Source organism: Chachezhania sediminis, from assembly GCF_009765275.1.
GTDB classification, from domain to species: Bacteria; Pseudomonadota; Alphaproteobacteria; order Rhodobacterales; family Rhodobacteraceae; genus Chachezhania; species Chachezhania sediminis.
Window position 1 is genome coordinate 386,019 of record NZ_VOPH01000004.1, and the last position, 23,849, is coordinate 409,867.

Below are 23,849 nucleotides of genomic sequence, written 5' to 3' on the forward strand. Positions count from 1 at the left end.
TCTTGGGGCGGCCAAGCTGGCGTCACGGGCGTGCGACGCGCCCGTCCGTTACCGGCACGGGAGCCCCGGTCCCGCCGACAGGAGGCAGCGATGATCGACCCCGTCTATTGCCAGACAATGGCCCGCTACAACCGTTGGCAGAACAATCAGCTGGCCGACTATCTCTTGGCGCTGACCGAGGAAGAACTGGATCGCCCCCGGGGCGCCTTCTTCACATCGATCCGCCGGACGGCGAACCATCTCCTGTGGGCCGACGGCACCTGGATGTCGCGCTTCGACGGCGGCGACAGGCCGATGGGCGGCATTTCCGAAAGCGTGACGATCCAGCCCGATATTCAGGGCTGGGCCGTGGCCCGGTCGATGATGGACGACCGGATCGAGGACTGGTGCGAAGACATCGACCAGGACCGGCTGGACGGTGACCTGTCGTGGTTTTCGGGCGCGCTGGGGGCCGACGTGACGAAGCCGCTGGGCCTCTGCGTCGTTCACCTTTTCAACCACCAGACGCATCACCGGGGCCAGATCCATGCGATGCTGACGGCCACCGGGTCCAAGGCGCCGGTGACCGATCTTTTCATCCTGCCAGATTAGGGCCCACGAAAATCGAACAGGGACGGCCAAGGTTGCAGGCCGATCCGCCGCCTGAGGCCGGGCAGGGCAGGCGTGCCGGTGTACTGTCCGACTGCGCATTCCGGCCAGTAGCGCGTGCTGATGAAAACCGCGGCCGATTTACAGTTTCGTCGGGCCCGCCCTCTGTGGCTGTGCCGCGACGGACGGGCGGTGGGCTGATAGCACGATCTGTGCCGGGATGGACGCGGCCATGCGGCGGGTCCGATGGACGGGCCGGGCATCGACAGGCCGGCCCGCCTGATCGGACATTTCACACGGGGCCATTCCACACGGGGCGTCGTGTCGTTCCTGCGCGATCCGCGATCACCGCACACGTCCGTAATGTGGTGCCTGACCAACCGGACCAACCGCCTTGCGGCTGTCCCGGGCGCAAGACTCCAGGTTCCGGACAGTGCCCAACTTCCGAGCGCGGCGCAGGATCCGGGCCGGGCGCCCCCCGGCATCCCGGTCTTTCCGGATGTCCGGGCGGCCGCGACCCTCGACGCCGCGGTCCGGGCCAAGGCATAAGGGCGCGAGTGGAGTCGCGTGGGAGGCAATCAAATGTTCAAGGCACTTGTGGTCGACAAGGACGAGGCAACGGGCAAGACCCGGGCCGGAATTCAGACTCTGACCGAAGACCGTCTGCCCGCCGGCGACGTGACCGTGGCGGTCGAGTATTCGACCGTCAACTACAAGGACGGGCTGTGCCTGGGCTCTGGTGGCGGGCTGGTCCGGACCTATCCGCACGTGCCGGGGATCGACTTCGCGGGCACGGTCGAGACATCCGACGATCCCCGCTATGCCCCCGGCGACAGGGTGGTCCTGACCGGCTGGCGCGTGGGAGAGATCCACTGGGGCGGCTACGCCCAGAAGGCGCGGGTCAAGGCCGACTGGCTGGTGCCGCTGCCCGACGGCCTGACGACCCGGCAGGCAATGGCCGTTGGCACCGCTGGTCTGACGGCGATGCTGTCGGTCATGGCGCTGGAAGATCACGGGGTGACACCGGACCGGGGCCCGGTGCTGGTCACCGGCGCGGCCGGCGGCGTCGGATCGGTCGCCACGGCGATCCTGGCCAAGCTGGGCTTTCAGGTCGCGTGCGTCACCGGCCGGCCGGAAACCGAAACCTACCTGCGCGATCTTGGCGCCACACGGATCGTCCCGCGCGAGGAACTGGCCGAACCCGTCAAGCGCCCGCTGGAATCCGAAACCTGGGCCGGCTGTGTCGATGCCGTGGGCGGCGCGATGCTGGCCCGCGTTCTGGGGCAGATGATCTATGGCGGTTCCGTCGCCGCCGTCGGCCTTGCCGGCGGATCTGCCCTGCCGACCACTGTGATCCCGTTCCTGCTGCGAGGCGTGAACCTTCTGGGCATCGATTCCGTCATGTGTCCGGTTGACCGCCGCAGCAAGGCCTGGTCGCGCATTGCCACCGATCTTCCGCTGGACAAGCTGGAAGAGATGATCGTGCCCGCCACCCTGGCCGAGGTGCCGGACCTGGGCGGCGCCATCCTGAAGGGGCAGGTCAAGGGCCGCGTCGTGGTCGACGTGAATGCCTGATCCGACGCCCCGGGAACTGGCCGCGATCCAGGAACAGCGCCGGGCCATGTTCCGCCCGCCCTGGCTTCGCGACCTTGTCGCGGGGCGCCTGACCGTGGGCGAGACCTTCTGGGCCGGGCATCTGGGGTTGGAGTTCGTCTGCGTGCCCACCTGGTTCATCCTGATGATCGCCATCCGGGCGCTGCCGCCTGGCGGGGGACTGGCTGTCATGGGGATCTTCACGACCCTGCAGTCGGTCCTGTCCGTCCTCGTCACCCTGGGTGTGATCCGCTCTGCCTGGACCTCGCGCACGCGGGGCTGGCGCTGGGTTGCAGTGATCTTCAGTCTGATCTTCTCGGCCGCATCGGTCCTGATTTGCGCCGTCACGTGGACCGGCGAATACACCGGCTAAGGCCCAGCCGGGCTGCCATCCTTGGCGAGAAGCACCCCTGGGACGTCCCGTGATCGCAGGCGACCCGGGGCGATAATTTGCAACCAAAGCGTGCAAATTGTCGTTGATTTGCGATGAAGTGCCGCCATGGGACGTGCGGCCTTTCTTTGGGGGCGGTGGGTTGGACCCATAGCCATGATATGTTAGCCCAAGGGCCTACCGTCAAAAAACGCATTTAAATCAACAGCGAGGGAGTACGCGATGTTCAACAGGATCATGGTCCCCGTGGATCTGGCCCATGTCGACAAGCTGACCCGGTCGCTGACCGTCGCGGGAGACATGGCCAGCCACTACGGCGCCAGCTTGTGCTTCGTGGCGGTTGGATCGTCGGCCCCGGGCCCGACGGGACGCACCCCGGCAGAATTCGGCGACACCCTGGCGGCTTTTGCCGATGCCCAGGGCCGACAGCGCGGCGTGTCCGCCACTTCGCTTCCGATCTTGGCGCACGATCCGGCGGCAGACCTGAACCATGCGCTGCTGAAGGCGGTCAAGGACACCGGGGCGGATCTGGTGATCATGGCCAGCCATGTGCCGGGCATTGCCGACTATCTGCTGTCCTCGCATGGCGGCCACCTTGCGGCCCACGCCGGCGTCTCGGTCATGCTGATCCGCGAAGGATGATCTGCGCCATGACCCCAAACGATCGAACAGGGAGAGCCAACAATGGCCGATGAAACGACAAATCAGGGAATCCCGGAACCGGAAGGGGCGGTGGACCTGATCGAAACCGAATTCGAGATCGGTCAGGACAATGTCGAAGGCAGTGTCGGCCCCTTCGGCTTCGACGTGCACAACCCGGTCTTCGCCGTCTCGGCCGCGGCCATCATCGTCTTCGTGGCCTATGCGCTTCTGGCTCCCGAACAGGCCGGAAGCTTCTTCGGCTGGCTTCGTCCGGCGCTGACATCGAGCTTCGACTGGTTCTTCCTTTGGGCGGCGAACATCTTCGTCATCTTCTGCCTGCTGCTGGTGGTCACGCCCTGGGGTTCGGTCCGGCTGGGCGGACAGGACGCCACGCCCGATTACGGCTATGCCGGCTGGTTCGCGATGCTGTTCGCCGCGGGCATGGGCATCGGCCTGATGTTCTTCGGTGTGCTCGAACCGGTCTACTACTTCGCCACCCCGTGGGGGGACGCGCCCCTTGGCGTCGTGCGCCCATTTGCGGAAGACGGCACACTGATCCCCGAAAACATCGACGCCGCGCGCCAGATGGCACTGGCCGCGACCTCGTTCCACTGGGCGCTGCATCCTTGGGCGATCTACGCGGTGGTGGCGCTGGCGCTGGCGCTCTTCACCTACAACAAGGGTCTGCCGCTTTCGATCCGGTCGGCCTTCTATCCGATCTTCGGCGAACGGGTCTGGGGCTGGGTCGGCCACGTCATCGACATCCTCGCGGTCTTCGCCACGCTTTTCGGTCTTGCCACATCGCTGGGCCTTGGCGCACAGCAGGCCAATGCCGGGCTCGACTTCGTCTACGGCATCCCGGTCTCGACCACCGTTCAGGTCATCCTGATCATCGGCATCACCTGTCTGGCGCTCTTCTCGGTCGTCCGCGGCCTGGATGGCGGGGTGAAGCTTCTGTCCGAGATCAACATGATCATCGCGATCATCCTGCTGGCCTTCGTCCTGATCGCCGCCGGACCGGCCACGATCCTGACCGAATTCGGCGAAGGCCTGGTGGGATACCTGCGCGAGGTGATCCCGCTCTCCAACCCGCACGGCCGCGAAGATACCGGCTTTCTGCAGGGCTGGACCGCCTTCTACTGGGCATGGTGGATCTCCTGGTCGCCGTTCGTCGGCATGTTCATCGCCCGCGTCAGCCGCGGCCGCACGGTGCGTGAATTCATCATCTGTGTCCTTCTGATCCCGTCGCTGGTCTGCCTGTTCTGGATGGCCGTCTTCGGCGGCGCCGCGATCGAACAGGTGATCGCCGACCCCGCCGGCAGCGCGGTGAAGGCCCAGGTGATCGACGCGTACAAGCCGGAACTGTCGCTCTTCGCGATGCTGGGTAGCCTGCCGTTTGCCTCCATCACCTCGACGGTGGGGATCATCCTGGTGATCGTGTTCTTCGTCACCTCGTCGGACTCGGGCTCGCTGGTGATCGACACGATCACCGCCGGCGGCAAGGTCGATGCGCCGATGCCCCAGCGGGTCTTCTGGTGCACGTTCGAAGGGCTCGTGGCCATCGCCCTGCTGATCGGCGGCGGGCTCTCGTCCCTTCAGGCCATGGTGATCTCGACGGGTCTGCCCTTCACGGTGATCCTGCTCCTGATGTGCGTGGCCATCTTCAAGGGCCTGAAGACGGAACCCCGCTGACAAACCGGGCGCGCCTTCCCCTTCTTCGGTCTCGAAATACCTCGGGGGAGGCGCGCCAAGGGCGCGTCGGGGGCGGCGCCCCCAAAAAGGCCCGCGACAGGACCTCCTGCCGCGGGCCTTGCGACGCCCGGCCCTTGCGCTAAAACGGATCCGGGCCACGCAACAGGCCCGGACCACTGAAGGCGCAGACCCATGACCGCCCCGATGTTCGACACCGATCACGTCCGCTCGCTCTTCCCGGCCTTTTCGGCCCCGGAACTGGCGGACCTCGTGCATTTCGAGAATGCCGGCGGTTCCTATGCCTGCGGTTTCGTGATCGACCGGCTGACGCGTTTCTACCGCACCCGCAAGATGCAGCCTTACGGCGCCGCCGCGCCGACCCGGCTGGGCGGCGAGGAAATGGACGAGGCCCGCACGCGGCTGGCCGCGCTCCTGGGCATCGCCAGGGACGAACTCAGCTTCGGGCCGTCCACCACACAGAACACCTATGTCCTGGCCCAGGCCTTCCGGCAGTTCCTGTCCCCGGGCGAGGCGATCGTCGTCACCAACCAGGACCACGAGGCCAATACCGGCCCCTGGCGCCGTCTGTCACAGGACGGGATCGAGATCCGGGAATGGAAGATGGATCCCGCCACAGGCCATCTCGACCCCGAGAAACTGGCCGACCTCCTGGACGAGGACGTGCGGCTCGTGTGCTTTCCCCATGCCTCTAACGTGGTGGGAGAGGTCAACCCGGTGGTCGAGATTACGGCCATGGCCCATGCAGCCGGTGCCTTCGTCTGCGTCGACGGGGTGTCCTATGCGCCCCATGGATTGCCGGATATCGGCAGCCTCGGCCCCGACATTTACCTCTTCTCTGCCTACAAGACCTATGGGCCGCACCAGGGGATCATGGCGATCCGGCGGGAACTGGGTATGCTTCTGCCGAACCAGGGCCACGTCTTCAACGGCGACACGCTCTACAAGCGGTTCACGCCGGCAGGTCCCGACCACGCGCAGGTCGCGGCCTGTGCCGGGATTGCCGATTACATCGACGCGCTGGCCGCCCATCACGGCGTGGCCGGCGATGCGCAACCCGCGGCCCGCGGCGCCTTCGTCCATGACCTGATGCGGCAGCGAGAGTTCGAGGCGATGCTGCCCCTGCTGGATGCCCTGAAGGACCGCAACGACGTCCGCCTGCTGGGCCCGGCCGATGCAGAAAGCCGCGCGCCCACGCTGGCGCTGGATCTGGGACGCCCGGCGGAACCTGTCGCGGCCGCGCTTGCCGAAAAGGGCATCATCGCGGGCGGTGGCGATTTCTATGCTGGCCGCGCGCTTTCCGCCATGGGCGTGAAGCGGGAAAACGGTGTCCTGCGACTGTCCTTCACACATTACACTTCAGATGCCGAGATCGCGAAGCTGATCGGCGCACTCGACACGGTGCTGTGATCCGGGGCGGCGTCCCGTGCGTATACCTCTCGACAAGAGGTACAAAGTGACGACCGACAAGACCCCGATCCTGCTCTGGTTCAGGCGCGATCTGCGCCTGACCGATCATCCCGCGCTGACCGCCGCCTGCACGGCTGGCCGGCCTGTGGTCCCGGTATACATCCTCGACCCCGAAACCGACGCCCTTGGCGCTGCGCCGAAATGGCGGCTGGGGCAGGGGCTCGACGCGCTGGACGCTGCCCTGAAGGCGCAAGGCAGCCGCCTGATCTGCCGCAAGGGCCCGGCGCTTCAGGTCTTGCAGACCCTGATCAGGGACACCGGCGCCGGGTCTGTCTGGTGGACGCGCCTGTATGACCCCGCCGCCGTGAAGCGGGACAGCAAGGTCAAGTCTGCGCTGAAGGACCGCGACATCGACGCCCGCAGTTTCGGCGGCCATCTTCTGTTCGAGCCGTGGACCATCGAGACGGGGACCGGCGGGCCCTACCGGGTCTTCACGCCGATGTGGAAATCCGTCCGTGTCCGCGACGTCGATGCGCCCCTTGCAAGCGTGCCCGGGATCCCGGCGCCGGACACATGGCCGGAAGGCGACGACCGGGCGGGCTGGGGGCTGGGCAAGGCCATGCGACGGGGCGCTGCCATTGTGGCGTCCCATGGCCGGGCGGGCGAAGACGCCGCCCGCGACGCGCTGGACCTGTTTCTGGACGACCGCATCGACCGCTACCGCGACGACCGCGACGTGCCGGCAGCCGACGCGACCTCGGGCCTGTCGGAATACCTCTCGCTGGGCGAGATCAGCCCGCACACCGTCTGGCATGCCGGCCGGGCAAAGATGGAAGAGGCGTCACAAGGCGCCGAAACCTTCCTGAAGGAACTGGTCTGGCGCGAGTTCGCATATCACCTGATGCACCACTGGCCGCACATGCTGACCGACAACTGGCGCGAGGAATGGGATACCTTTCCCTGGAAGACGGATCAGGGCGACCGCAAAGTCATCGCCTGGCAGCGGGCCCGGACCGGGATACCCATCGTCGATGCCGGGCTGCGAGAGATGTACGTGACGGGCCGGATGCACAACCGCGTGCGAATGATCGTGGCCAGCTACCTGACCAAGCACATGATGACCCATTGGCGGATCGGTCAGGACTGGTTTGCCGATTGCCTGACGGACTGGGACCCGGCATCGAACGCCATGGGCTGGCAGTGGGTGGCGGGGTCGGGTCCCGACGCCGCACCCTATTTCCGGGTCTTCAACCCGGAGACCCAGGCCGCGAAGTTCGACCCCGAAGGCGCCTACCTGGATCGCTGGCTGGCCGAGGGGCGGGAAGAACCGTCCGCCGACGCGCTGTCCTATTTCGACGCGATCCCAGAAAGCTGGGGCCTGTCGCCGGGCGATGCCTATCCCGATCCGATCGTCGGCCTGAAAGAGGGGCGAGAGGCCGCGCTGGAGGCCTATGGCAACCGTGAAAGTGCGGCCTGAAACCATCCGGTCCGGTCCCGTGCCGGACCAGCGCCCCGGCAGATCCGCCGATTGGCCCATGGGCCGGGGCGCCGGCGTCCGTGCCCGCCCGCAAGCGGGGCATGGATGCCACAACTTTCGGCATTTCCGGGGTGTTTTCGTGCGTCAAGACATCCGGGCGCCTTGCAGCCCGGACCCCGACCGTTACGCTTGTCGACCTGCGAGGGACCCGAGGACACATGAGCACAATTCTGACAACCACCGATGGCCAGCGCGGATTGCCGCGATACTTTGCGGCATGTTTCGCGTTGCTGGACCGGCTGGACCGGGGCCAGATCGACGTGCAACTGCCCGATGGCCGCACCTTTCGCCGTACAGGCGCAGAGCCCGGTCCGGCGGTCCTGATCGAGGTGCACAATCCGGGCTTGTTCTCGCGCATGATCCGCGAAGGCGACATGGGCTTTTCGGATGCCTACCTTGACGGTTGGTGGAGCACGCCCGATCTTCTGGCCTTCATGGACCTGATCCACGCCGCCGACGATCAGCTGGCCTACAGCTTTCCCGGCATGGGGCTGGTGCGGACCTTCGAACGGGCGCGGTTCTGGCTGAAGCGAAACCACCGCAAACAGGCACGCAAGAACATCTCGTACCACTACGACCTGGGCAATGCGTTCTATCGCGAGTGGCTGGACGACACGATGACCTATTCCAGCGGCCTGTTCCGGACCGGTCAGGAAAGCCTGGAGCGCGCGCAGATCGCCAAATACGAACAGCTTGTCCAGCTGCTGGGCCTGCAGGCGGGTGACCATGTGCTGGAAATCGGCTGCGGCTGGGGCGGTTTCGCGGAATATGCGGCATCCGTTCACGGGCTGAAGGTCACCGGTCTGACGATCAGCCGGGAACAGCACGATTTCGCCCGCGCGCGTATCGCCAAGGCGGGGCTTCAGGACAAGGTGGAGATCCGCCTGCAGGATTACCGGGACGAGACCGGCAGCTATGACGGCGTGGCGTCGATCGAGATGTTCGAGGCCGTGGGCGAATGCTATTGGCCAGTCTTCTTCGAGGCACTGAAAGCGCGGCTGAAGCCCGGCCGCCGCGCGGCACTTCAGATCATCACGGTCGAGGACAAGCGCTGGGACAGCTACCGCAAGAGCGTGGATTTCATCCAGAAACATATTTTCCCGGGCGGCATGCTGCCCAGCCCGTCGGTCCTGCGCAACCAGATCGCCCAGTCCGGGCTGGAGGTGGGGCCGTCCATCGAGTTCGGGACCAGTTACAGTCTGACGCTGCGGCGCTGGCTGGAACGGTTCGACGCGGCGTGGGACCGGCGGATCGTGCCGCTGGGCTTTGACGAACGGTTCCAGCGGATGTGGCGGTATTACCTGACCAGCTGTGCCGCCGCCTTCGAATACGCGGCCTGCGACGTGACCCAGATCACGATCACCCGGCCCGAACCCGCGGCGGTGGCCGCCGGGGCCTGATCCGTCGGACCTGCCTGCGTTTGCGGCGCCTGTACCGGGCATTTTGACGCTGCACTGCGGCGAAGGGAAGGCCGGGCTTGCATCGCGGCCAGGCGCGGCCCTATGGCGCGGTCAATCCTTTTTCGACCGCCCCGGACGGAGCCCGCGCCGATGACCAAGCATGACAACGTGCCCCAGATGCAGAATGTTTTCGGGGGGTTCCGGGCTAATGGCCACGACCATGTCCGCACGATGGCCTTCTATGGCACGCTGCGCCATGTGCCGCTGCTGGAAACCGTGCTGAACAGGCCCTGCGCGCCGGGAACCCTGATCGAGGCTACGATGCCCGATCACGCCGTCTGCAAGGTGACCGAAGGCCATTGGCCCATGATCCAGCGTCAGCCGGGCGCCACAGCGGTCGTTCTGCTGATGAAGGACGCCAGCGCAGCGGACATCGCCCGGCTGTCGGATTTCGAGACCGGCTGGGGCTATACCCTGGAACAGGTCGAAGTGAGGATGCCCGACGGCACCGGTGTCATCGCGCAGATGTTTCTGCCGGGGCGTGACAATGCGGGCATGGCGCCGGACGGGCCATGGTCGCTGGCGGACTGGGTGCGCGAGGAAGGCGACCAGGCCCTGGCCGAGGCGCGCGAATACGCGCTGATGCACGGCCACCTGTCGCCGAAGGAGATGGCGGCCCGCGATCCCATCGTCGGCATCCGCGCGACCGCTCGCCTGGCGGCCGAGGCCCGGCCCGCCGATCCTGACCGGCCGCTGGACACCCATGTCGAACAGGTCTGGCTGAAGCGGTCCTATGTGAACTTCTTTGCGCTGGACGAGGTCTCGTTGCGGATCCGCAGGTACGATGGCACGATGGGAGCGGCCATCGACCGCGCCGCCTTCTGGGTCGGCGATGCGGTGGTCGTTCTGCCCTATGACCCGGTGGCCGACACAGTGCTGCTGGTCGAACAGTTCCGCGTGCCGGTCTATGTGCTGGGCGATCCCAACCCCTGGGTGTGGGAACCGGTGGCCGGCCTGATCGATGCGGGCGAAACGCCTGTCGAGGCCGCGCACCGCGAGGCAGCAGAAGAGGCCGGGCTGACGCTGAAGGCGCTGGAGCCGGTGGCGGGTGCCTACAGCTCGACCGGATCGTCCACCGAATTCCTTCATCTTTTCATTGGCATAACCGACCTTTCTTCAGTCGACGGGCATGGCGGCCTGGCGTCGGAAGGCGAAGACATCCGCAGCCGGGTGATCCCCTTCGACCAGCTGATGGCGGAATTCGACGCAGGCGCCTTCAAGGACCTGCCACTGGTGACCAGCCTTCTTTGGCTGGCACGTCACCGTGACCGGTTGCGCGACAGCGCTTGAGGTCCCCTTCGGCCGGGGCTACATCTGGGGCCCAAACCGCAGACTGGCCGGAACCGAGGGGGAACATCATGCACATCGCACGAGATCTGGCGGAAGCCGTCGGCAATACCCCGTTGATCCGGCTGCGCCGCGTCAGCGAGGAAACCGGGTGCGAGATCCTCGGCAAGGCCGAGTTCATGAACCCCGGGCAATCGGTCAAGGACCGGGCCGCGCTTTACATCATCCGCGATGCGGTGGCGAAGGGGCTACTGCAGCCGGGCGGGACCATCGTGGAAGGCACGGCCGGCAATACCGGGATCGGCCTGGCGCTGGTGGGCGCATCCATGGGGTTCAAGACGGTCATCGTCATCCCGGAAACCCAGTCCGAGGAAAAGAAGGACATGCTGCGCCTGGCGGGCGCAGAACTGATCCAGGTGCCGGCGGCGCCCTATCGCAATCCGAATAACTTCGTCCGCTATTCCGACCGGCTTGCGCAGGAACTGGCCAAGACCGAGCCGAGGGGCGCTATCTGGGCGAACCAGTTCGATAATGTCGCCAACCGCCAGGCCCATATCGAAACGACGGGTCCCGAGATCTGGCAGCAGACCGGCGGCAAGGTCGACGGTTTCGTATCCGCGGCCGGATCGGGCGGGACCATTGCCGGTGTGGCGGCCGCGCTTCAGCCCCGCGGGGTGAAGATCGCGCTGGCCGACCCGATGGGGGCCGCGCTTTATTCCTACTACACCACGGGCGAGCTGAAGGCCGAAGGGTCCTCGATCACCGAAGGTATCGGTCAGGCGCGGATCACCGCAAATCTTGACGGGTTCACGCCGGACTTTAACTATCAGATCACCGATGCCGAAGCCTTGCCGTATATCTTCGATCTCCTCCGCGAAGAGGGGCTTGTGATGGGGTCGTCGACCGCCATCAACATTGCGGGCGCGGTGCGCCTGGCGAAGGAAATGGGCCCCGGACACACCATCGTGACCGTGCTGTGCGACTACGGTACGCGGTATCAATCCAAGCTCTTCAACCCCGAATTCCTGCGCAGCAAGGATCTTCCGGTTCCCGACTGGATGACCGATGCGCCGCGCAGCATCCCCGGGGTCTTCGTAGACACGTGAGCCAAAGCATGACTGCACGCGCCCAAAAGGCACCCCGTTTCCCGCGCCCGGAGGTTCTCCGGGCGTTCTTCATTGGATTGACGGCGCTTGTGCTGTCGCTTGCATCGGTCCCGGCCTTTGCCCAGCTGGATACCAGCGACCCGCAGCAACTGATGCGGAACTGGGGCGCGCTGGCCGATCGGGCACAGCGGGTCGTTGCCAGCGAAGAGGCATCGGACTCCACGCTGGAGACGCTGCGGGAAGACATCACGGCCTATCGGACCGAATTCGGCCAGGCCCGCGATGCCAATACCGCGCGCGTCTCCTCGCTGGAGGCGCAGCTGAAGGCGCTGGGACCCAAGCCCGAAGAGGGCGTGACCGAGCCGGACGACGTGGCACAGTTGCGTGCCAACCTGACCGAACAGCTGGCCCAACTGAAGGCGCCGCAGATCATCGCGGACGAGGCCTATCTGCGCGCCAATGGTCTGGTGACCGAAATCGACACGATTCTGCGCAACCGGCAGACGGATGCGCTGATGAAGCGGGACCCGATCCCGCTTCTGCCGACGGTCTGGCCCGGGGCCCTGGCCGATATCCGCGATGCGACCGTCTCGCTCGTCAGCGAGGTGACCAAACAGGCCAACGACCCGAACGTGCGGAGCCGGGCGTGGAACAACCTGCCGGAATCCATCGTGCTGTGGCTGGTCGGCCTGATCCTGGTCCTGCGGGGCATCTACTGGTCGAAGCGGCTGGGCGCCTATGCGCTGACGCATGGCGGCCGCGGTGGCCCGGTCTGGAGTTTCCTGGCCACGCTCTTCATGATCGCCGGTCCCTTCGTCGGGCTTCTGGCCATTGTCGAAGGCGTGTTGCTCACCGGCTTCTACGGCGCGCGCACCAAGCTGTTGCTGGACGCGGTCCCGGTCTGCGGTCTGTTCCTTCTGGGATACCACTGGCTGGGTCTTCAGATGACAGGGCTGGCGGACGATGACGGGACCGCCATTATCCGCGTCAACCGGCGGTCCGAGCTGCGGCTTCTGATCGACCTGCAGGGTCTGATGCTGGCCCTGAACTACCTGGCCGATCTTTATGTCCGGACCAATGGCATCGATTCCGGGTCGAAGGCGGTGGTGGTCTTCCCGATCATCCTGCTGTCGTCGATGCTGCTTCTGCGGATGCTGCAACTGGGCCTGATGGACCTGCACGACGGGACCGACGACGGCACGCCCGCGCCGGCCGAACAGACGCCGTCGGCCTTCAGCGGCTGGGTGCCACTGCTGCGCCGCTTCGTCGTGGTCCTGGCGATCATCGCGCCGATCCTGGCGGGCGTGGGTTATGTGGCTGCATCGCAGGCGATCATCTTCCCGCTGGTCCAGACGCTGACCCTGATCGCGGTCACGCTGATCCTGCAACGCTTCATCGGGGCGATCTATGCCCTGGTCGCGGGCATTGACGACAGCACCGGCGACAACCTGTTCACCGTCCTGATCGGCTTCATCCTGGCAGTGGCCATGCTGCCGGTCCTGGCGCTGATCTGGGGCGCGCGGATTTCCGACCTGACCGAGCTCTGGTCGCGGTTCCTGCAGGGCTACGATATCGGCGGGGTCGTGATTTCGCCCACGTCGTTCCTGGTCTTCGTGGCGATCTTTGCTGTGGGCCTGACCGTGACGCGGCTGATCCAGGCCGCGATGCGCAACTCGATCCTGCCCAAGACCAAGATCGACCCGGGCGGGCAGGCGGCCATGGTGTCGGGCATGGGCTATGTCGGGATCTTCCTGGCGGCTCTGGTCGCGATCACCGGGGCAGGAATCAACCTGTCGTCCCTGGCCATCGTCGCCGGTGCCCTGTCCGTCGGTATCGGTTTCGGCCTTCAGACCATCGTGTCGAACTTCGTGTCGGGGATCATCCTGCTGATCGAACGCCCGATTTCCAAGGGCGACTGGATCGATGTGGGCGGTCAGATGGGCTATGTCCGCGACATCTCGGTCCGCTCGACCCGGATCGAAACCTTCGACAGGACGGACGTGATCCTGCCGAACTCGGACCTGATTTCCGGGACTGTGGTCAACTATACCCGCGGCAACACCGTGGGCCGGGTGATCGTGCCGGTGGGCGTGGCCTATGGCACCGACACCCGAAAGGTCGAAAAGGTCCTGCTGGAAATCGCGAATTCCCATCCGATGGTGTTGGCCAATCCGGGCGTGGTCTTCCAGGGCTTCGGCGCCGATTCGCTGAACTTCGAAATCCGGGCGATCCTGCGCGACGTGAACTGGATGCTGGTCGTGAAGTCCGAGATGAACCACACCATCGCCAAGCGCTTCGCCGAGGAAGGGTTCGAGATCCCCTTCGCGCAGCGCGACATCTGGCTTCGGAACCCCGAGGTCCTGCCCGGGGCGCAGGCCTTCCACGGCGGTTCGCGTCACAACTTCTCGGCCGAGGAAATTGCGGCGAACAGCACCTTGCCCACGGCTGTGCCACACCGCGATATCGAACCGGACGATCCCGATGGCGACAACGACCGCTGATCCGCTCTACGCCGCCGACGCCTATCTGCGCGAGGCGCCGGGCACGGTGGTGTCGGTGTCAGAGTCTGGCATCGTCCTGGACCGAAGCCTGTTTTATGCCACCGGCGGCGGTCAGCCCGGCGACGGTGGGCGGCTGGACTGGGTCGGCGGATCCTGCACCGTCCTGACGGCCGAGAAGGGCGAGGGTGGGATCGTCTTGGTCCCGGCCGGGGGCGAGGACCTGCCGCCGGTCGGCACGCCGGTCGTCCAGAAACTCGACTGGGACCGGCGCCATGCGCATATGCGCGTGCACACCTGCCTGCACTTGCTGTCGGTCGTGCTTCCGTTCCCGGTGTCCGGCGGGTCCATTGCCGCCGACAAGGGCCGGCTGGACTTTGCCATGGAAACCCCGCCTTCCGACAAGGAGGCGCTTCAGGCCGAGCTTCAGGCGCTGATCGACCGCGATCTGGCGGTTACCGAACGCTGGATCACCGAGGCGGAACTGGATGCGAATCCGGGCCTGGTCAAGACCATGTCCGTTGCACCGCCGCGGGGTGCCGGCCGCGTGCGGCTGGTCCGGATCGGGGACGAAGACACGCAGGTCGACCTGCAACCCTGCGGCGGAACTCATGTTGCGCGCACGAGCCAGATCGGCCGCATCCGCATTGGCAAGATCGAAAAGAAGGGCCGGCAGAACCGGCGGGTTTACGTGCATCTGGACGGGTGATCCTGTCGCGGCCTATGTCGCCTGCACTCAGGGCCGTCCACGCCGATCATGACTTGCAATGCAATTGGGTCCGAGGTGCGGGACGAAGCGGACGCCGGCACTTGATTGGCCAATGTCCGCTTCGTGTACCTTAGAGTTTGGTGATCGAATTTCCGCCATCCGCGATCATTGCGGTCCCGGTCACGAATGACGCATGATCGGAAAGCAGGAAGAGAGCCGCCTGCGCGATCTCGGATGGATCAGCCATGCGCTTCAGTGCATGAAAACTCCGCACGATCTCATGATAACCGGCATCCTCACCAGCCATCGGTGTCATGGTGCCTCCAGGCAGGAGCGCGTTGACGCGGATGTTCTCCGGCCCGTGTTCCGCCGCCAAAACCTGGGTCATACCGATCAGGCCCGCCTTCGCCGCGGCATAGGCGCCCATGCCAGGCAGCCCGATCGTGTGCCCAACGAAGGAGGAAGTGAAGACAATCGAGCCGCCGCCGCGTTTGCGCATCGCCGGTATCTGATGTTTCGCCGCATAGAATCCGCTGTTGAGGTTCACCGCCATCACTTTGTGCCAGTTGCTCTCATCCATGTCGGGGATTGGTCCCACGTCTCCTGTCGTGCCCGCATTGTTGAACGCACCATCAAGACCACCGAAGCGCTCTTCGGCGCGTTTCACCAACTCTTCTGCATAGCCGTTCTCTTCAACGTCCCCGACGATGAAATCCGCTTCGCCTCCATCAGCCGAAATCTCGTCTACGATTGACTCAAGCAGTTCAGCACGGCGCGCACCGAGGACAAGTCTTGCGCCCTCGGCTGCGAAAATCTTTGCTGCCGCGGCTCCGATGCCGCTGCTTGCGCCGGTAATGATGATTGTCTTGCCTTCCAGAAGCATTTCCGTCTCCGTCTGATGATGTGTCGGGAACTGCTTAGGCAATGGCCTGCTGTTCGAACGATCCGCTTCTTGCGCAAACGCGCTCGTTCGAAGGGCGAGATCAACTCGTCGCTTGTGGTGCGGTGTCCGGAAGGTTGGGCTTAACGTCGGACTTTTGCCGCGTCGGGCCTGCGCATCGGCTTTCCATCTGGCGCCCTTCGGGGCGAAGGCCTGACAGGAAGACTAGCATTTTCTTGGGCCAGACACATCGCGCGCTCCGTGCGGTCAGACTTGTCGATTGTCCCCAACGGATCGCCTGCTGCGGGACCTCCAGCCACCTCTTGATAATATATTCGCATATATATATGTGTTTCGCAGACGCCGCTTTGGCCTGCGGGCGCTGCCATCGTCAGGGGAGACGGGCAGGGACCACGCAGCGGGGCTTTGCGGCCGTCTCGCGTTCTCGGGGGTCTGACGACCCTCTGGCAGCGCGTTGAAGGAGAGTGAACGCACCCGAACCGCCCGGTCGGCGCATCAGCCTGCGACCGGGCCGCAACTGCCAGAGGCCTGCCATGGAAATCCGCTCGATCACGTCCGACCTGTCCGTCAGCCCGCAGATCGCGGCCGGTGACATTGCCGCGCTGAAGGATCGGGGCTTCCGCGCCATCATATGCAACCGTCCCGACGGGGAAGGTGCCGACCAGCCGTCCGTCGAGGAGATCGAGACCGCCGCCAGGGAGGCCGGGCTTGAGGTCCGCTATGTGCCCGTGACTGCCGGCATGGTCCGGGACGAGGATACGGCCGCCTTTGCCGACGCCCTGCAGGCGCTGCCGGGGCCGGTCCTGGCCTATTGCCGGACCGGCACTCGGTCGGCCACGCTCTGGTCGCTGATGCAGGCCAACCAGCTGCCGCTGTCGGAGATCCTGGCCAGGACCAAGGCCGCCGGATACGACATGAACGGCGTGGCGCGCCGCATTGCCAACGGCGGGCGCACGCCGACCGACGTGGCCGATGCCGAATTCGACGTGGTGATCGTGGGCGCCGGTGCTGCGGGCATTTCAGTTGCGGCCAGCCTAAGGGCCCGCGACACCTCGCTTCAGGTCGCGCTGATCGACCCGGCGGACATTCATTACTATCAGCCCGGCTGGACCATGGTCGGCGGCGGCGTTTTCCAGGCGGCCGATACTGCGAAGACCATGGGCAGCCTGATCCCCGCCGGCGTCCACTGGATCAAGGCCGCCGTTGCCGCCTTCGAGCCTGAAAAGAACGCCATCATTCTGGACGGTTGCCGGGTGGTCAAATACGCTCGCCTGATCGTTTGCCCGGGGCTGAAGCTGGATTGGGGGCGGATCGAGGGGCTGGAGGAAACGCTGGGACGGAACGGCGTCACCTCGAACTATCGCTATGACCTGGCGCCCTATACCTGGAAACTGGTGCAGGACATGAAGGGCGGCCGGGCGCTGTTCACCCAGCCGCCGATGCCGATCAAATGCGCGGGCGCACCGCAGAAGGCCATGTACCTGTCCGCCGATGCCTGGACGAAGGCCGGCGTTTTGCAGGACATCGACATCCAGTTCATGAATGCGGGCGGGGTGCTGTTCGGGGTCAAGGACTATGTCCCGGCGCTGGAGGAATACGTGAAGAAATACAGGATCGACCTGAACTTCTTCCACAACCTTGTCGCCGTCGATGGCCCCGCGAAGAAAGCGACCTTCGAGGTAAAGGCGCCCGATACCGAAGCCACCCGCGTGACGGTCGATTTCGACATGATGCATGTCAGCCCGCCACAGGTGGCGCCGGATTTCATTCGCGTCTCGCCGCTGGCCGATGAGGCCGGCTGGGTCGATGTCGACCAGGTGACGCTGCGCCACAAGACCTACGAGAATGTGTGGAGCCTGGGCGACGTCATGAACGCGCCCAACGCCAAGACTGCGGCTGCCGCGCGAAAGCAGGCGCCGGTGGTGGCCGAAAATGTGCTGGCCGACATCAAGGGCCACGGGCCCGCCGCGCAATACGACGGCTACGGCTCCTGCCCGCTGACGGTGGAGCGCGGCAAGATCGTGCTGGCGGAATTCGGCTATGGCGGGGTACTGCTTCCCAGTTTCCCCAAGTTCCTGATCGACGGCACCAAGGCCACGCGTGCGGCATGGTTCATGAAGGAACGCATGCTGCCGCCGATCTACTGGATGGCCATGCTGCGCGGGCGGGAATGGATGGCAAAACCCGAATCCATTTCAGCCGCCAAACACTGATACAGACCGACGCAGACCGGGCGAAACCCCGGCGCCACGAGGCACAAGATGATCGAGCGCATCAAGACCTACATGCCCATCCTGGACTGGGGCAAAACCTATACGCGGGAAACCTTCGGCAACGACATGATCGCCGCGGTGATCGTGACGATCATGCTGATCCCGCAGTCCCTGGCCTATGCGCTTCTGGCGGGCCTGCCGCCCGAGGCGGGCATCTATGCCTCGATCGCGCCGATCATCCTTTATGCCATCTTCGGCACCTCGCGCGCGCTGGCCGTGGGCCCGGTGGCGGTCGTGTCCCTGATGACTGCCGCGGCCGTGGGGCAAGTGGCAGAGCAGGGGACCATGGGCTATGCCGCCGCGGCGCTGACGCTGGCGCTTCTGTCGGGCGTCATGCTGATGGCCATGGGGATTTTCCGGCTGGGCTTTCTGGCCAGCTTCCTGTCGCATCCGGTGATCGTGGGCTTCATCACGGCCTCCGGTCTTCTGATCGCGGCCAGCCAGCTTAAACACCTTCTGGGCATCGATGCCGGCGGCCACACGCTGCCCGAGATGCTGTATGACATCGTCCTGCACCTGGGTCAGACCAATATCATCACCCTTGTTCTGGGCGCGGCCGCCACCGGCTTCCTGTTCTGGGTCCGCAAGGGGTTGAAACCGCGCCTGCTGGCCCTGGGCCTGAAGCCCAAGCTGGCTGATGTCCTGACCAAGGCCGGCCCCGTGGCCGCCGTCGTCGCCACTACCGTCGCCGTCTGGGTCTTCCGCCTGGACGAAGCCGGGGTGAAGATCGTGGGCGCGGTGCCGCAAAGCCTGCCGCCCTTCACGATCCCCGCGCTGTCCTTAGACATGATCGAGCTGCTTGCGGTTCCGGCGCTGCTGATTTCGGTCGTGGGCTTCGTCGAATCGATTTCTGTGGCGCAGACCTTCGCCGCGAAAAAGCGTCAGCGGGTCGATCCGGACCAGGAACTGATCGGCCTGGGCGCGGCCAATATCGGCGCGGCCTTCACGGGCGGCTATCCGGTGACGGGCGGCTTCTCCCGCTCTGTCGTGAACTTCGACGCGGGCGCCGAAACGCCCGCCGCGGGGGCCTATACCGCCGTGGGTCTGGCCATCGCGGCCGTGGCGCTGACGCCGCTGGTCTATTTCCTGCCCAAGGCGACGCTGGCCGCAACCATCGTCGTCGCCGTCCTCAGCCTCGTCGATTTCGGCGCGCTGAAGCGGATCTGGTCCTATTCGAAAAGCGACTTCGCCGCGCAGTTTGCCACCATCGTCCTGACCCTGGGCTTCGGGGTCGAGGTCGGCATCGTTGCCGGTGTGCTGCTGTCGATCACGCTCTATCTCTATCGCACCTCGCGGCCGCACTGTGCCGTGGTGGGGCAGGTTCCGGGGACCGAGCATTTCCGCAACGTCGAACGCCACCGGGTCGTGACCAGCCCCCGGCTCTACATGCTGCGGATGGACGAAAGCATCTATTTCCCGAACGCCCGATATCTTCAGGACCGGATCTACAAAGCGGTCGCGCAGGACAAGACGGTGCAGCATGTGGTCCTGCAATGTTCGGCCGTGAACGAGATCGATGCCTCGGCCCTGGAGGCGCTGGAAGAGATCAACCATCACCTGAAGGAGTCCGGCGTCACCTTCCATCTGTCCGAGGTGAAGGGCCCGGTCATGGACCGCCTGCTACGCTCGCATTTCCTTGATGCGCTCACGGGCGGGGTGTACCTGACCCAGTACGACGCCTTCTCGGCGCTGGAGCCCGAACTGGCCATGGAAACCCTGCGTGGCAAGCGTCTGGTCCAGGCCTGTCACGCGTAGGGTGCGTGGTCGCCCCGCACGGCTGGTAAACCGTGGGATGGTGCGTGCGGAGCATGCACCCTACCGCAAGCCCAGGCCGGAAGCCCTCTGGAACCCGTAGGGTGCGTGGTCTTCAACCGCCGTTGGCAAACCCGGGCAAGCTGCTTGGAAACCGCATGCCCCGCGGCGACGCCGACGCGCCGTAAGGTGCACCTCGGCCGCTATTTCTGCCGCTTCCAATAGCCGACCGAGATATCCGAACGATGCTCCAGCGTGTGGCGATAGACGCAGCTCATCGTGTCGGCATCCAGGATCACGCAGTCCCGGAACCCGTTCTCGTCCACCATGTAGACGCTTTTGTTGTCATGCCCGATCACGGCGACCACCCGCTCGATCCCGATCGGGTCGGGCCCCGACGAGACCTTGTGGTCCACCTCGTGCCCGGCCACACGCCGCCCGTCCTGCCGGTCGAAGTCAACCGTGCTTTCGAAAGTGCGAAACGCCGTCTCTTCGCTGACGCCGTACTTGTCGAAAGTGAAACCCACCGCTTCGGCCGTGAAGGTCCAGCGTCCGGTCAGGTCGGGGATCTCCTCCGCCCGGGCCGCGCCGACCGTCGCGAGTATCAAGCCGGCCGCAAGGAATAGTTGGCGCATTCGATCACCTCTGGATTGCTTGATTGCGGGCTCTTGCTGTCATGGCCGACCCTAAGGCCCCACCTTCTGCCAGGCAAGAAGTGGCATGCGGGAAGGCGGCGGCAGCCACGCCGGAGGTTGCGATTTTCCGGATCCGTTAACCCGGCGCCAAGACTATCGGCGGTACTGTCCGGTGGCTGCCCCAGTTGAATGTTCCGGATGCCGATCACCGTGTGGAAACACCTCAAGTCCAACCTTGGTTACCTGGCCATCGTGGCCATCACGCTGGTGCTTTGGCAGATTGCGGTGACGCTGGAACTGTTCGAACGGTTCCACGAATTCAGCCGCCAGCACGAAGACTGGGAACTGGACGAGATCGGGATTCTGGTCCTTCTCAGCTCCGTGGCCACGGGCGGGGCGCTGATCTGGCGCTGGCGCCATCTGTCCCAGGCCTTGCGCGAACGGGATGAGGCGCAAAGGCAGGCGGAACAGCATGCCTGGTTCGATCCGCTGACGGGGCTGGCCAACCGGCGCTATTTTCAGTCGCGGCTCAAGTCGTTGGCCGAAGCCGGGGCAGGGGCTTGCCGCATCGTCGCCATCATCGACCTGGACCGGTTCAAGCCCGTCAACGACCTGCACGGCCACGCCGTGGGCGATGCGGTCCTCAAATGCGTCGCCCGGCGTATCCAGGCGGAACTGGACGCCGAAAGCACCGTCGCGCGGCTGGGCGGCGACGAATTCGCCATCCTCTTCGGAGAGGAAACCGACACCAACGAGGCAGAGCGTATCGCCCGCCGGATCATCACCAGCATCGGGCAGCCATTTCGGGCGGACGACCTGACGGTGGTGATCGGCACCAGCATCGGGCTGGCGCGGGCCGGGGCCGACGCCTTGGTGACCGAAGGGCTGCAGCAGGCGGACAGGGCGCTTTACGTGGCAAAGCGGGCCGGGCGCGGCGCGCTGGCCTGGTACGATGCCGATCTGGGCCAGCGCTCGCGCGAGCGGGCGGAACTGGAAAACGACCTGCGTATGGCCCTGCGGAACGAGGAAGTGTTTCCTTTCTTTCAGCCCATCTGCGGCCTTGGCACGAACGAGATCCGGGGGTTCGAGGTGCTGGCCCGCTGGACCCATCCGCAGCGCGGCCCGATTTCTCCGGACGTTTTCATCGAGATTGCCGAGGATACGGGTCTGATCAGTGAACTGGGCTGGACCATCCTGCGCCAGGCCTGCCGCCGGGCCCGAAACTGGCCCAAGGACCTGACATTGGCGGTCAATATCTCGCCCAAGCAGTTCCTGGACGGTGCGCTTGTGCAGAAGATCGGCGATATCCTGCGGGAAGAAGGCTTTGACCCGCATTGCCTGGAGATCGAGATCACCGAGAACGCGGTGATCGTCGACATGGACTTTGCCGGCAGCGCGATCCGCGAATTGCAGTCCATGGGCGTGACCGTGGCGCTGGACGATTTCGGGACCGGCTTCTCCAGCCTGTCGAACCTGCGCCGTCTGCCCTTCGACCGGCTGAAGATCGACCGCAGCTTCATCACCAATATCGCGGCCGATCCCAGCAACCAGCGGATCGTCGAAGGCATCCTGTCGCTGGCCCGCGGCCTGAAGATCGGCGTCACCGCCGAAGGCATCGAAACCGAAAGCGATCTGGAATTCGTCAGCGCTCTGGCCTGCGAATACGGGCAGGGGTTCTATTTCAACAAGGCGATTTCGGCCGATGAAGTCGATTGGCTGCTGGACGCCGTCGAGGACTGCGAGGAACGGCCGAAGGTCCATTTCCCGGCGAGCAGGCAGGCCTGACCGGGCAAGCCTGGGGCTCTCGGGCACTATGTGTCTCTCGCAGGGCTTTCCGGGGCAAGGTGTGTGGGGACCGCGTGGCTTGCCGACCGTCGGGCGTCGATCGGCGTGGCGGGAACATCGGCCATGGATCGATGTGGTCGATGTCTTGGTGCCCCTGGCGCTTGCTCTTCAGTTCTTTCAACCGTTGATCGTCCCGGCCCATCGCCCCTGGCCCGGCGTGGCGGAACCTTGGCGCAAGGTGCGTGGTCCCCACGCACCGTTCCCCGGCTCTCGGCTCTTGACGCAGGACGGCACCTCCTTCTATGTATATGAACAAGTGTTCAATAAATGCCCGCGCATCGCGGTAGCAACCGGCGCAGGCGGGGGCTATCGTTGGGCGCAGAACGCCACCACGGGGAGGGGAAGATGTTCAACGCAAGCATGCAGTTCGATCTGGGCGAGGACGTCAATCAGCTGCGCGATACGGTCCATCGCTTCGCGCAGGAGCGGATCCGCCCCATGGCCGGCGAGATCGACAGGACCAACGCCTTCCCGCCCGCGCTTTGGCGCGAACTGGGAGAGATGGGCCTTCTGGGCATCACGGTCGAGGAAGAATATGGCGGCGTCGGCATGGGATACCTGGCCCATGCCGTGGCGGTGGAAGAAATCGCCCGCGCTTCGGCCAGTGTCTCGCTCAGCTATGGCGCGCATTCGAACCTCTGCGTGAACCAGATCAGCCTGAACGGAACGCCGGAACAGAAGTCAAAGTACCTGCCGCGCCTGGTCAGTGGCGAACATGTCGGTGCGCTGGCCATGTCCGAAGCGGGCGCCGGATCCGACGTCGTGTCGATGACGCTGAACGCGGAAAAGCGGAACGACCATTACCGTCTGAACGGCAACAAGTACTGGATCACCAACGGCCCCGATGCCGACACGCTGGTGGTCTATGCCAAGACCGACAAGACCGCCGGGTCCAAGGGCATCACCGCCTTCCTGATCGAGAAGGAGTTCAAGGGCTTCTCGACCTCACCCCATTTCGACAAGCTGGGGATGCGGGGATCGAACACGGCAGAACTGATCTTTGAAGACGTGGAAGTCCCGTTCGAGAACATCCTGGGCGAGGAAGGCCGCGGCGTGGCCGTACTGATGTCGGGGCTGGATTACGAACGCGTGGTGCTGGCGGCGATCGGGCCGGGCATCATGGCGGCCTGCATGGACGAGGTCATGCCCTACATGGTCGAGCGCAAGCAGTTCGGCACGCCCATCGGGTCCTTCCAGCTGATGCAGGGCAAGATCGCCGACATGTACACGGCGATGAATTCGGCGCGCGCTTATGTTTACGAGGTCGCCAAGGCCTGTGACCGGGGCGATGTCACGCGCCAGGATGCGGCGGCGTGCTGTCTCTATGCGTCGGAACAGGCGATGGTGCAGGCGCATCAGGCGGTGCAGGCCTTTGGCGGCGCGGGCTTCCTTGCCGATGCGCCGGTTGCACGGCTGTTCCGCGATGCCAAGCTGATGGAGATCGGCGCCGGCACGTCGGAAATCCGCCGCATGCTGATCGGACGCGAATTGATGGGCACGATGGGCTGATCC

General features: G+C 65.2%; 18 protein-coding genes. 16 read left to right on the plus strand and 2 right to left on the minus strand.

Translation table 11 applies throughout. From position 1 onward, the window contains the following. Positions 1–90: 90 nt before the first annotated feature. The 12 genes from FQK05_RS15290 (at position 91) to FQK05_RS15345 (ending at position 14,931) form a co-directional block, all read left to right on the plus strand. Positions 91–591 (plus strand): DinB family protein, encoded by a 501-nt coding sequence (locus FQK05_RS15290; protein WP_158968325.1) that lies wholly within the window; start codon positions 91–93, stop codon positions 589–591. 579 nt (positions 592–1,170) lie between these two features. Continuing rightward, a complete protein-coding gene (locus FQK05_RS15295) occupies positions 1,171–2,163 on the plus strand; it encodes an MDR family oxidoreductase (protein WP_158968327.1) in 993 nt (330 codons plus the stop codon). Further along, the gene (locus tag FQK05_RS15300) at positions 2,156–2,554 is read left to right on the plus strand and encodes a hypothetical protein (RefSeq protein ID WP_158968329.1); all 399 of its coding nucleotides are present in this window, start codon (positions 2,156–2,158) and stop codon (positions 2,552–2,554) included. The genes FQK05_RS15295 and FQK05_RS15300 overlap by 8 nt, the downstream gene beginning before the upstream one ends. Positions 2,555–2,794: 240 nt before the next feature. Then, positions 2,795–3,214, plus strand: a complete 420-nt coding sequence (locus FQK05_RS15305) for a universal stress protein (protein WP_158968331.1) — start codon at positions 2,795–2,797, stop codon at positions 3,212–3,214. 42 nt (positions 3,215–3,256) lie between these two features. Beyond that, positions 3,257–4,906, plus strand: coding sequence for a BCCT family transporter (locus FQK05_RS15310; protein WP_158968333.1), 1,650 nt, complete (start codon positions 3,257–3,259; stop codon positions 4,904–4,906). A gap of 192 nt (positions 4,907–5,098) precedes the next feature. Continuing rightward, positions 5,099–6,334: an aminotransferase class V-fold PLP-dependent enzyme gene (locus tag FQK05_RS15315; RefSeq protein ID WP_233270526.1), complete on the plus strand. Its 1,236-nt coding sequence runs from the start codon at positions 5,099–5,101 to the stop codon at positions 6,332–6,334. A gap of 46 nt (positions 6,335–6,380) precedes the next feature. After that, entirely contained in the window at positions 6,381–7,811 is a 1,431-nt protein-coding gene (locus tag FQK05_RS15320; RefSeq protein ID WP_158968336.1) for a cryptochrome/photolyase family protein, read from the plus strand. 218 nt (positions 7,812–8,029) lie between these two features. Then, entirely contained in the window at positions 8,030–9,271 is a 1,242-nt protein-coding gene (locus FQK05_RS15325; protein WP_158968338.1) for an SAM-dependent methyltransferase, read from the plus strand. A gap of 150 nt (positions 9,272–9,421) precedes the next feature. After that, positions 9,422–10,621, plus strand: coding sequence for an NUDIX domain-containing protein (locus FQK05_RS15330; protein WP_233270527.1), 1,200 nt, complete (start codon positions 9,422–9,424; stop codon positions 10,619–10,621). A 68-nt stretch (positions 10,622–10,689) separates the two neighbouring features. Further along, positions 10,690–11,724: a cysteine synthase A gene (locus FQK05_RS15335; protein ID WP_158968340.1), complete on the plus strand. Its 1,035-nt coding sequence runs from the start codon at positions 10,690–10,692 to the stop codon at positions 11,722–11,724. 8 nt (positions 11,725–11,732) lie between these two features. Beyond that, on the plus strand, positions 11,733–14,225 hold the full coding sequence (locus FQK05_RS15340; RefSeq protein ID WP_158968342.1) for a DUF3772 domain-containing protein: 2,493 nt from the start codon (positions 11,733–11,735) through the stop codon (positions 14,223–14,225). After that, a complete protein-coding gene (locus FQK05_RS15345) occupies positions 14,206–14,931 on the plus strand; it encodes an alanyl-tRNA editing protein (protein ID WP_158968344.1) in 726 nt (241 codons plus the stop codon). The genes FQK05_RS15340 and FQK05_RS15345 overlap by 20 nt, the downstream gene beginning before the upstream one ends. Before the next feature lie 130 nt (positions 14,932–15,061). Here the strand turns inward: FQK05_RS15345 and FQK05_RS15350 are convergent, their stop codons facing one another. After that, positions 15,062–15,814, minus strand: coding sequence for an SDR family oxidoreductase (locus FQK05_RS15350; protein ID WP_158968346.1), 753 nt, complete (start codon positions 15,812–15,814; stop codon positions 15,062–15,064). Between the two features lie 551 nt (positions 15,815–16,365). Here FQK05_RS15350 and FQK05_RS15355 point away from each other — a divergent pair. Both FQK05_RS15355 and FQK05_RS15360 read left to right on the plus strand, forming a co-directional pair. Then, the gene (locus FQK05_RS15355) at positions 16,366–18,045 is read left to right on the plus strand and encodes a bifunctional protein tyrosine phosphatase family protein/NAD(P)/FAD-dependent oxidoreductase (protein ID WP_158968348.1); all 1,680 of its coding nucleotides are present in this window, start codon (positions 16,366–16,368) and stop codon (positions 18,043–18,045) included. A gap of 48 nt (positions 18,046–18,093) precedes the next feature. Continuing rightward, on the plus strand, positions 18,094–19,860 hold the full coding sequence (locus FQK05_RS15360) for a SulP family inorganic anion transporter (protein ID WP_199252678.1): 1,767 nt from the start codon (positions 18,094–18,096) through the stop codon (positions 19,858–19,860). A gap of 200 nt (positions 19,861–20,060) precedes the next feature. Here FQK05_RS15360 and FQK05_RS15365 read toward each other — a convergent pair whose 3' ends face one another. Next, the gene (locus FQK05_RS15365) at positions 20,061–20,492 is read right to left on the minus strand and encodes a hypothetical protein (protein WP_158968350.1); all 432 of its coding nucleotides are present in this window, start codon (positions 20,490–20,492) and stop codon (positions 20,061–20,063) included. A gap of 198 nt (positions 20,493–20,690) precedes the next feature. Here FQK05_RS15365 and FQK05_RS15370 point away from each other — a divergent pair, with 198 nt between their 5' ends. Further along, a complete protein-coding gene (locus FQK05_RS15370; RefSeq protein WP_158968352.1) occupies positions 20,691–22,277 on the plus strand; it encodes a putative bifunctional diguanylate cyclase/phosphodiesterase in 1,587 nt (528 codons plus the stop codon). Positions 22,278–22,682: 405 nt separating this feature from the next. Beyond that, the gene (locus tag FQK05_RS15375; protein ID WP_158968354.1) at positions 22,683–23,846 is read left to right on the plus strand and encodes an isovaleryl-CoA dehydrogenase; all 1,164 of its coding nucleotides are present in this window, start codon (positions 22,683–22,685) and stop codon (positions 23,844–23,846) included. The last annotated feature ends 3 nt before the right edge of the window (positions 23,847–23,849 follow it).